Origin of the sequence: Saccharomonospora sp., from assembly GCF_027317685.1 — a bacterium.
Taxonomy (GTDB): domain Bacteria; phylum Actinomycetota; class Actinomycetes; order Mycobacteriales; family Pseudonocardiaceae; genus Saccharomonospora.
Genome location: NZ_DAHVQP010000030.1, coordinates 1 through 7,592, shown reverse-complemented (window position 1 = coordinate 7,592; position 7,592 = coordinate 1). Strand labels below are relative to the sequence as shown.

The 7,592-nt window shown below is 64.4% G+C and carries 14 protein-coding genes; 13 read left to right on the top strand and 1 reads right to left on the bottom strand.

Translation table 11 applies throughout. The features are described from left to right. The first annotated feature begins 123 nt into the window (after positions 1–123). The 13 genes from M7H19_RS03210 (at position 124) to M7H19_RS03150 (ending at position 7,141) form a co-directional block, all read left to right on the top strand. A complete protein-coding gene (locus tag M7H19_RS03210) occupies positions 124–705 on the top strand; it encodes a hypothetical protein (protein WP_298176913.1) in 582 nt (193 codons plus the stop codon). Next, complete coding sequence (locus M7H19_RS03205) at positions 702–905, top strand: hypothetical protein (RefSeq protein WP_298176911.1); 204 nt, start codon at positions 702–704, stop codon at positions 903–905. Before M7H19_RS03210 ends, M7H19_RS03205 begins: the two co-directional genes overlap by 4 nt. Before the next feature lie 738 nt (positions 906–1,643). Next, complete coding sequence (locus M7H19_RS03200) at positions 1,644–1,850, top strand: hypothetical protein (protein ID WP_298176909.1); 207 nt, start codon at positions 1,644–1,646, stop codon at positions 1,848–1,850. Continuing rightward, on the top strand, positions 1,822–2,676 hold the full coding sequence (locus tag M7H19_RS03195) for a hypothetical protein (protein ID WP_298176907.1): 855 nt from the start codon (positions 1,822–1,824) through the stop codon (positions 2,674–2,676). Before M7H19_RS03200 ends, M7H19_RS03195 begins: the two co-directional genes overlap by 29 nt. 151 nt (positions 2,677–2,827) lie before the next feature. After that, on the top strand, positions 2,828–3,358 hold the full coding sequence (locus tag M7H19_RS03190; RefSeq protein WP_298176905.1) for a hypothetical protein: 531 nt from the start codon (positions 2,828–2,830) through the stop codon (positions 3,356–3,358). A gap of 535 nt (positions 3,359–3,893) precedes the next feature. Next, the gene (locus M7H19_RS03185) at positions 3,894–4,343 is read left to right on the top strand and encodes a DUF6221 family protein (protein ID WP_298176903.1); all 450 of its coding nucleotides are present in this window, start codon (positions 3,894–3,896) and stop codon (positions 4,341–4,343) included. Further along, complete coding sequence (locus M7H19_RS03180; RefSeq protein ID WP_298176901.1) at positions 4,340–4,561, top strand: hypothetical protein; 222 nt, start codon at positions 4,340–4,342, stop codon at positions 4,559–4,561. The genes M7H19_RS03185 and M7H19_RS03180 overlap by 4 nt, the downstream gene beginning before the upstream one ends. Beyond that, positions 4,558–4,926, top strand: coding sequence for a hypothetical protein (locus tag M7H19_RS03175; RefSeq protein ID WP_298176899.1), 369 nt, complete (start codon positions 4,558–4,560; stop codon positions 4,924–4,926). Before M7H19_RS03180 ends, M7H19_RS03175 begins: the two co-directional genes overlap by 4 nt. Beyond that, positions 4,923–5,291: a hypothetical protein gene (locus M7H19_RS03170; protein WP_298176897.1), complete on the top strand. Its 369-nt coding sequence runs from the start codon at positions 4,923–4,925 to the stop codon at positions 5,289–5,291. Before M7H19_RS03175 ends, M7H19_RS03170 begins: the two co-directional genes overlap by 4 nt. Beyond that, entirely contained in the window at positions 5,288–5,725 is a 438-nt protein-coding gene (locus M7H19_RS03165; protein ID WP_298176895.1) for a hypothetical protein, read from the top strand. The genes M7H19_RS03170 and M7H19_RS03165 overlap by 4 nt, the downstream gene beginning before the upstream one ends. Beyond that, entirely contained in the window at positions 5,722–6,273 is a 552-nt protein-coding gene (locus tag M7H19_RS03160) for a hypothetical protein (protein WP_298176893.1), read from the top strand. The genes M7H19_RS03165 and M7H19_RS03160 overlap by 4 nt, the downstream gene beginning before the upstream one ends. Then, positions 6,270–6,680, top strand: a complete 411-nt coding sequence (locus M7H19_RS03155) for a DUF6221 family protein (protein ID WP_298176891.1) — start codon at positions 6,270–6,272, stop codon at positions 6,678–6,680. Before M7H19_RS03160 ends, M7H19_RS03155 begins: the two co-directional genes overlap by 4 nt. Further along, positions 6,677–7,141, top strand: coding sequence for a helix-turn-helix transcriptional regulator (locus M7H19_RS03150; protein WP_298176889.1), 465 nt, complete (start codon positions 6,677–6,679; stop codon positions 7,139–7,141). Before M7H19_RS03155 ends, M7H19_RS03150 begins: the two co-directional genes overlap by 4 nt. Here the strand turns inward: M7H19_RS03150 and M7H19_RS03145 are convergent. Then, positions 7,138–7,592 (bottom strand): hypothetical protein (locus M7H19_RS03145; protein ID WP_298176887.1); only part of this gene is annotated, 455 nt, incomplete at its 5' end. The two genes, M7H19_RS03150 and M7H19_RS03145, sit on opposite strands and share 4 nt — an antisense overlap.

Sequence of the window (7,592 nt, the reverse complement as noted above, 5' to 3'; positions counted from 1 at the left end):
CACGTTCGAACTAATCGCGCCACCATCGCAGGCCCAGGGCCTGCCAGGGCCAAAGCGGCCCAAGCAGAGGAAGCCCAAACCAGCTCCCAAGAATCAGCCCGAACTCATCCACGTGGAGGCAGCATGACCGACCGCACCGAGACCGTCCTCAACCGCATCGACGCCACCCTGTCCGCCTGCGTCTGCGGCCAACCCATCCCCGAGACCGGCCCCTCCCTCGACTACTGCACCGAGGCATGCCAATACGAATACACCGCCGCAATCGTCGGGGCCGAACCCGACCCCGAACTGACCTACCCACTCCCGCCCGCCGAAACCAACGGCCACGCCATCAACACCGAAGCCAACACCTGGATCACAGACACGGCAGCGGACTACGAAGAGGAACCCCTCGCCGATGTCATCGCCCGCGCCATCAACGCCGCCGCGAACGAGAGCATGGACCGCGTCGCGCACATCCTCGCCACCCAACCTCACGCCGCCGAAGCTGTCCACGAAGCACTCGCCCGCGGACGACTCCTTGACACGCTCGTTGCGACCGTCCCCGACCAGGTAGACGCCTACCTCGACGCCTGCGACAACGACCCGCGCATCGCCCTCGAATACGCGCAGGCCGGTATCCCGCCCGCCACGATCCCCACCCTCCGAACAAACGGCATCACCGCCGCACAGGCCGCGATCGCCATCAACAGGAGCACCACATGAGCGCCTACAACTGGCGGTACCTCCCGAAAGGGACGGTGAAACACGCGCTCAGCACCGTCAACCCGGACACCATCACCGCCGAATGCGGCGTGTACACCTTCGACTGGTGGCACGGCACCGGTTCACAGACCGAGTACGAGCGGGTCGATGCACTGCCGCCGTGCAAGCGCTGCGTGGTGAAGGCGGGAGCACCCCGATGAGCGAACGCACCTGCCCCGCACAGACCGGGCCCGTCTGGAAGCTCGGCGGCGAGCCCTGCGGTTGCCGGCTCCCCGCCGGGCACGAAACCGAACCACCACACCAGATCGACGGCATCAGCTCGCGCACTCACCAATGCGACTGCGGTTCCTGGTGGGCCGACTCAATTCGCCGAGACGCCAGCAAAGGAGAGCCGAAGTGAACAACGCCGACGAACTACCACACCTGGTCGAAATACATGATCGCGAAAAATGCAACGTGCGAACCTGCCCAGGGTACTCCGTAGGACACCTCCTTACCTGCCCTGAACAGCTCAATCAATGCCCCTACCAGAAAGCCGCAGTCGAAGGGATCTCGTCACTCCCCCCAGGCCGCTACGAGCTGCACCTCGACGCAAGCCGGGGCATAGCAGTCGCAGCAGACAGCGAATACCAACCGCCGGAGACGATCCGCCTACCAACAGGGTGGACTCTGCTCACGGATAAAACCCCCGTCCGGGCAGACCGTGCCCGAGACTGGGCACGGTACGCCCGGCCACTCCCAGGAGCCGATGTCTCCCGTTTCTTTCGCGAAGCTGTCGATGGAGGGTTCATCAGTGAGTCAGAAGCCGCCGAATACAAAGAGCGTCACGAACGGCTTTGCCGTGAAGAGGCCAAGACCAACGGCGCATTCCAATGCAACACCTGCAACGGTGCACCCCCGGCCGGGTTCACCTGCTCCACCTGCGGGAAGGGTACTCAATGACCACCGATGACATCTGCTGCGACCACAGCGACCAGATCATGAACCGACTCGACCGCGCCATCGAACTCCTCGAAGACCTCCACCAGGCACGGAAACCCCGCCCCGAGGACATCGAAATCGAACTCTGCTCACCGGAGATGCGACGAACCGCCTCCACACTAGGAAGGAACAAGCATGAGCAACTTCAATTCGACCCCGCGTGACGGGATCATGACCATCACGCCGGATATCGCCGCTGACTGGCTGGAGCACCGCAACAAGGGCAACCGGCACATCTCTACCGCCATCGTCAAACAGTACGCCGATGCGATGCGCGAAGGCCGATGGATGATTACCCATCAAGGCATCGCCTTCGACGAGAACGGCAACCTGCTTGACGGACAGCACCGCCTCTGGGGGAGCGTCGAAGCCGGAGTCGCCTTCCAGGCCATGGTGACCGTCGGCGTCCCACGCGAGACCTTCGCCGTCCTCGACACTGGACGCAGACGGCAGGCGAGCCAACTCATCGATGGCAAGCACCGCACGATGGTCGCCTCCGCAGCCCGCATCCTGGCCTACTGCGACGGCGCCATCGGCCCTGACGTGCAGCTCCAAGGCGGAATCGTCCCCAACAAGATCGACAACGACATCATCGTCCAAACAGTTGGGCGATGGACCGAACTCGCTGAGTGGGCCCCGGCCGTAAACGTGGCCTACAGATCCGCTCGCATTCTCCAATCATCGCACCTGGCTGTCATCGCCCAGGCTGCTCGAACACCCTATGGAGAACTCATCAGCTCATGGTTCGACGGCATCAACACCGGCGCCGGACTCGCTGCTGACGACCCCCGACTGGTGCTACGAAACCGATTCATCCGAGGAGCGGACATCACCGGCGGCGGATCGATCCGCATGGCCCGGTCGTATCAGCTGGTCGTCAAGGCGTGGAACGCTCACGCGCTCGGCAAACCAGTCCGGACGCTGAAAATCATGCCTGACCAAAAGATCCCAGTAGTCGTCGGTCTCGAAGAGAGAGTGGCCGACCGGTAGCCCTTATCCGGTGGCGGCTCCACACCGGGGCCGCCACTATCCACAGACTCAGACCCAAGGAGGCTCCGCTAGACGATCTCCTATCTCCAGAGCGCCTCCCGCATGTCTAAAAGTCCAGGAACCCCCTCCCGACCGTCCCCAGGAGGACCCAATGAGCACCGAGAACCGATGCGTGATCTGTCCCGTCTACGGCTACGAACCCGCCCACTGGGAACAGCCCTACGCCTGCCACGAATGCCGGTCCCGCCTCGCCCGCCAACTCGTCCAGATCAGCGACGAATGGCTGGCCCTCGACGCCACACCCGGCAGCGGAAGAACCGAACGCATCACCGGCACCCACGAACAACCCATCGGGGCACGCATCGCCGTCCTCGACCAGATGCTCACCATCTGGAACTCCGACGAACCGATCCGGGAGAACATCCCGGACCAGGTCGGCGACACCCCCGCCACTGTCGTCCTCGACCTGATCGCCGACGAGTGGCGCGAACACCGAGCCCGCGACGGCTACAGGGAGCACCGCCCCATCCCGACCGTCCCCGTCCTCACCCACTGGCTCCGCGACCGCCTCGAATGGGCCTGCACCCACCTACCCGACTCCATCGACTCCCACGCCGACGAGGTCCGCCGCCTCGCCGGCAGGCTCCGGGCCTTGAACGGCAACACGAAGGCGAAGACCTAACCTATCCCGGCCGAGCCGTGCAAGCATTGCGGGCACATCGCCCTCGTGAGGGTCGACGGCCGGGTCATGTGCACCAACTGCTCCCAGTACTCCGGGCAGTGGGTCGATGCGATCGCCGGGGCCGTAGCCAAGATCAACGACCAGGAGGCAGCATGAAGCTGTTCAGGCGCAAGAAGCCTCGACGAATCACCGAAGTAGATGAGGCCGAAGCCATCTACCGGAATCACTCGAACGAATGCTGCGCCTCCACGTGCCCGTGCGGCAGGCCCGTTGAGGTGATCGTCTCGTACCACCGGAACCCGTTCAAGGTGGCCGAGTTCTGGACCTGCCGAGAACACCAGGGGGCGAAAGGCTGGGAACGAGCGAAGAGCCACTCCTCGCGCCCGCTTCATGCCCGCCCGAACCCGTGCATCGGATGCGGAGTGGAACGGATCTGCCACGGGCACCTCCTGTACGTGTCCGGGAGCGAGGAGTGGATCTGCGAGATTCCTCCAGCTCGACAAGCCGCCTGACCAGCAGAAAGGTAGAATGAACCATGGCCGAACGATTCAAACTCAAGCGGCACGAATGCCCCCACCAGCGTTACACCCGCGTCGAAGACACCACCATCGACGACAGCAAACCGCACTTCCAGATCTGGTGCGCTGACTGCGGCGAAGACCAAATGGCGCTCCCTGAGTTCCTCCGCGCCCGGCTCGACGAAGATCGGGAACAGGCTCTCGACCGCAGGCACGAACCGCTCCGGTACGGGGTCGACCAGGTCACCGAACGCACGCTCAGCGACCGCGCCCTGCACGAAGCCGAAGCTAAGCGAATTCTCGTGGACGAGTACGTGGACTTCCTGTCGCTCACGGGTGATCCCATCGACGACCGGACGCAGCAGCGCTTGACGCTCAGGTACGCCCTTGAAGTCCTAGCTGGCGTCTATGCCGGGCGCAAGGACTACCAGGACTCGTGGGCGATCATTGAGGTGGACCAGCCGTGACCGACCCAACCGACTACAACAAGCGAATGACCGAACTGCTCACCAAACTGGGCATCCCAACCGACCGGGTGATGCAGGATCCCGGTTTCGAAGTCCATCTCGGCGGCGTGGTCCTGACACCCCGGTTCTTCATCGACGTCGAGACTCTGACCGACGAACAACGCGGAGCACTGTGGGCTGCCACGGGGGCCCAGTTTCCGCTTGGGAGCCGACCGTGAGCAAGCGAGACCCTGAAGCATTCCCCTTCACCACGCCCGAAGGTTCCGACGCACGGATGTTCATCCAGTGGAAGGGCACCGACGTGTGCATGGACTTCTACTGCGAATGCGGCGCCCACGTCCACGGCGACGGCTACGGCGCCTACAACGTCGAATGCGGCGCCTGCGGAGCGTTCTACGAGATGGGCACACAGGTCATCGCGAAGAAGGTCGACCAGCCAGACGGGGTCTGCCTGTACCTCGAAGACGACGAGCCTGACAACACCCCGCCCGAGACCGTGACCTTCGCCAGGGGTCAGGAAGGGACCGTCATAGCCGCCCTGGGCGATAAGAAGCTCGTCTGGACCGAAGGAGAACGGCCGTGACCAAGGAGCGCGCCGAAGCGGCGCTTTTCGCCGAATGTGCGTTCACCGTCCGAGAACCAGCCGAAGACGGCCAGTTCCACTACGAACGCATCTGGGTCGACGGCCGAGAATCCGACGGCCGCATACACACCGCACACCCGCCCGTCGTTGGCGACATCATCGGCCTGCGGGACCGCCATACAGGTCGTGACGGCATGTTCGAAGTGGTCATGCGCCAGTGGAGCCACGCGGGCTACCTGTCGGCTGCGTGGCCGTACGGAGATCCGAGGCCGAACTCCGGCCCCATGGTCGAGATCATCGTTGTGCCCGCCGAGGGCGTGTTCCGCAACGCAGCGCCCATCCCAGATGACGAGGACCAGACGTGACCGAGCAGCAGCACGACTACCAGTCCATGTACGAGGACGCATGGGACGGTTGGTACCGCGAGGCGTCTGAGGACGCAATGCGCTTCGTCCAGGGCCTGTACCCGATCGCCGAACCGCACGAATGGCCGCCGCCGGACACCTGCGAGCCCACCATCGCCCCGCTCACCGGCGCCGAAGACGACAAGACCCACGCCGAGCAGCTCGCCGCCGCCGAGACTGAAGCTCGCCGCCTCGAATCCGAGGTTGCACGAGCGTTCGGGATCTCCCCCGCAACCGCCGCCCGATTCAGCCTCAGACCCACCGGCATCCAGTTCGTACAGCCTGACGGACACATCTGGTGGTTCCCAAGACACGGACTCACGCCCGAGCAGGAGCAGGCCGTTGTAGACCTCTTCCAGCACTTCCCCCAACGCGTCTGGACGTCAATGCCATGACCATCACCTACGCCGTCAAGATCGACAAGACCAACCCGTATCTCAACGACCCCGACGCGATCCAGTACCTCGCCGAACACGCCGACCCCGCCATCCCATACCGCAAGCTCCAGAGCGTCCCGGCCGCATACGCCAGCCTCGTCAAGCGCGACGACACCGGCGAGTGGGAGCCGGTCAACGGCATCGACCTCCACGGCATCGGGATGCGCGCGAAGCACGAGATCATCCTGAAGCGCGCCATCGTCGACGGGTACGGGTGGGCACGATGCATATGCGGCTGGGAGTACGAGGAGAACTACCGCCGCGGGCTCGCCGCACCCGACTACGCAGCCGCCGCCGAGCGGCACATGGCCGACGTCGACGCCCGCATCACCCGGTTCCGGGAACTGCTCCAGTACGTCTCGCGCACTCCCGCACAGGAAGCGTGCCCGCACGCCGACGACGAGACCCGTTACAACAACCCCAGCAAGAAGGAATGGCGCTGCCGCGACTGTGGGCTCCACATCCAGTGGGACCTCGATATCGCAGGGACGTTGTGGTGGCCGTGACCGTCTCCATCACCGGGTTCATCACGGCCCGACTCGAAGAGGATCACTACCGCGCATACCAAGCCCAGGGACTCCTCGGGACGCCCACCCCATGGTGGACATGGCGACACCTCAGAAACCGTTTCGGGACGTCGATCACCCGCGCTGACGCCCAGCACATCGGACACCACGGCCCGGCCCGCGTTCTCCGCGAGGTTGAAGCCAAGCGGCACATTCTCGCCGACCACAGCACGCCTCACACCGTCGTGGATGGATTCTGCACCGAATGCGGCCGAGAGGTCGACAAGAACCACCATGGCGGGGACTGGTGCAGCTGGCACGGAGACCACGCCTGCCCGACCGTGCGGTCCCTCGCCGCCGCCTGGTCTGACCATGAGGACTACAACACCGACTGGAGCGCCACATGACAGGGCGACCGAAGCGCGTGACCGGTCCAAGCGGGACGCATGTTGCTTCCAACGTGCGGAGACTCCGGGCCGCCCTCGGGTGGTCGACCTACAAGGTGTCAACGATGCTGAAAGAGTCTGGTCGGCCGATCGCGGCCTCGTCGATTACCAACATCGAGGCTGGGCGGCGGCGGGTAGACGCTGACGACCTGGTCGCGCTCGCTGTTGTGTTCGACGTCAACCCGTCGGCGCTCCTGTTTCCCCTCGGCGACACCGGCACTATTGAGCTGACCGGCGGCGGTTCGGTGGCCGCAACCACCGTGTGGGAGTGGGCCGATGGTGAACGGCCCCTCCGTCTGGCCGAGGACACCGCCGAACAGACCGAACAGCAGGCACGGTTCCTCCGCCTCGCAAGGCCAGCCTCACGCCGCCAGGCAGGCATGGACCACATCCGAACCGCTCTCAACACCAGACGAGCCTAGACACTGTCGAGGTGCGCGAGATCTACCGGCAATCGCGGCGGCTGGAGCCCGTGCCCTCGAATTTCCCGCCGCGTGACTTGGATTTGCTGCTCATAGAACCCCCGCAGGCGGTCACCCCACTTAGCTTGTGATTCTTCGGGAAGGTCTTCAAGCTCAGGGATCATTGGAGGACGCCCCCCGATCCCCCCTGCCATCACCTTAACCAGTGTCGATGCCCGGCCCCATTCGGCCACTTGGTGCTCATGTCGACGGAACAACCGCACTGGAATAGCAGAATTCCCCCACAGCAAGTCTTCGAACCAGGACGGCTGAGCCTCCCCCGTGAACCACTTCGCGGCCTCCCACGGGGTCGCAGCCTTCCCCGGCAACACCTCGATCTCGGTATCGTCCCCGATCGGGAACATCAGCAGCACCGCCGGCACACGGAGAGCGTGAGACAGGATGAACAGTT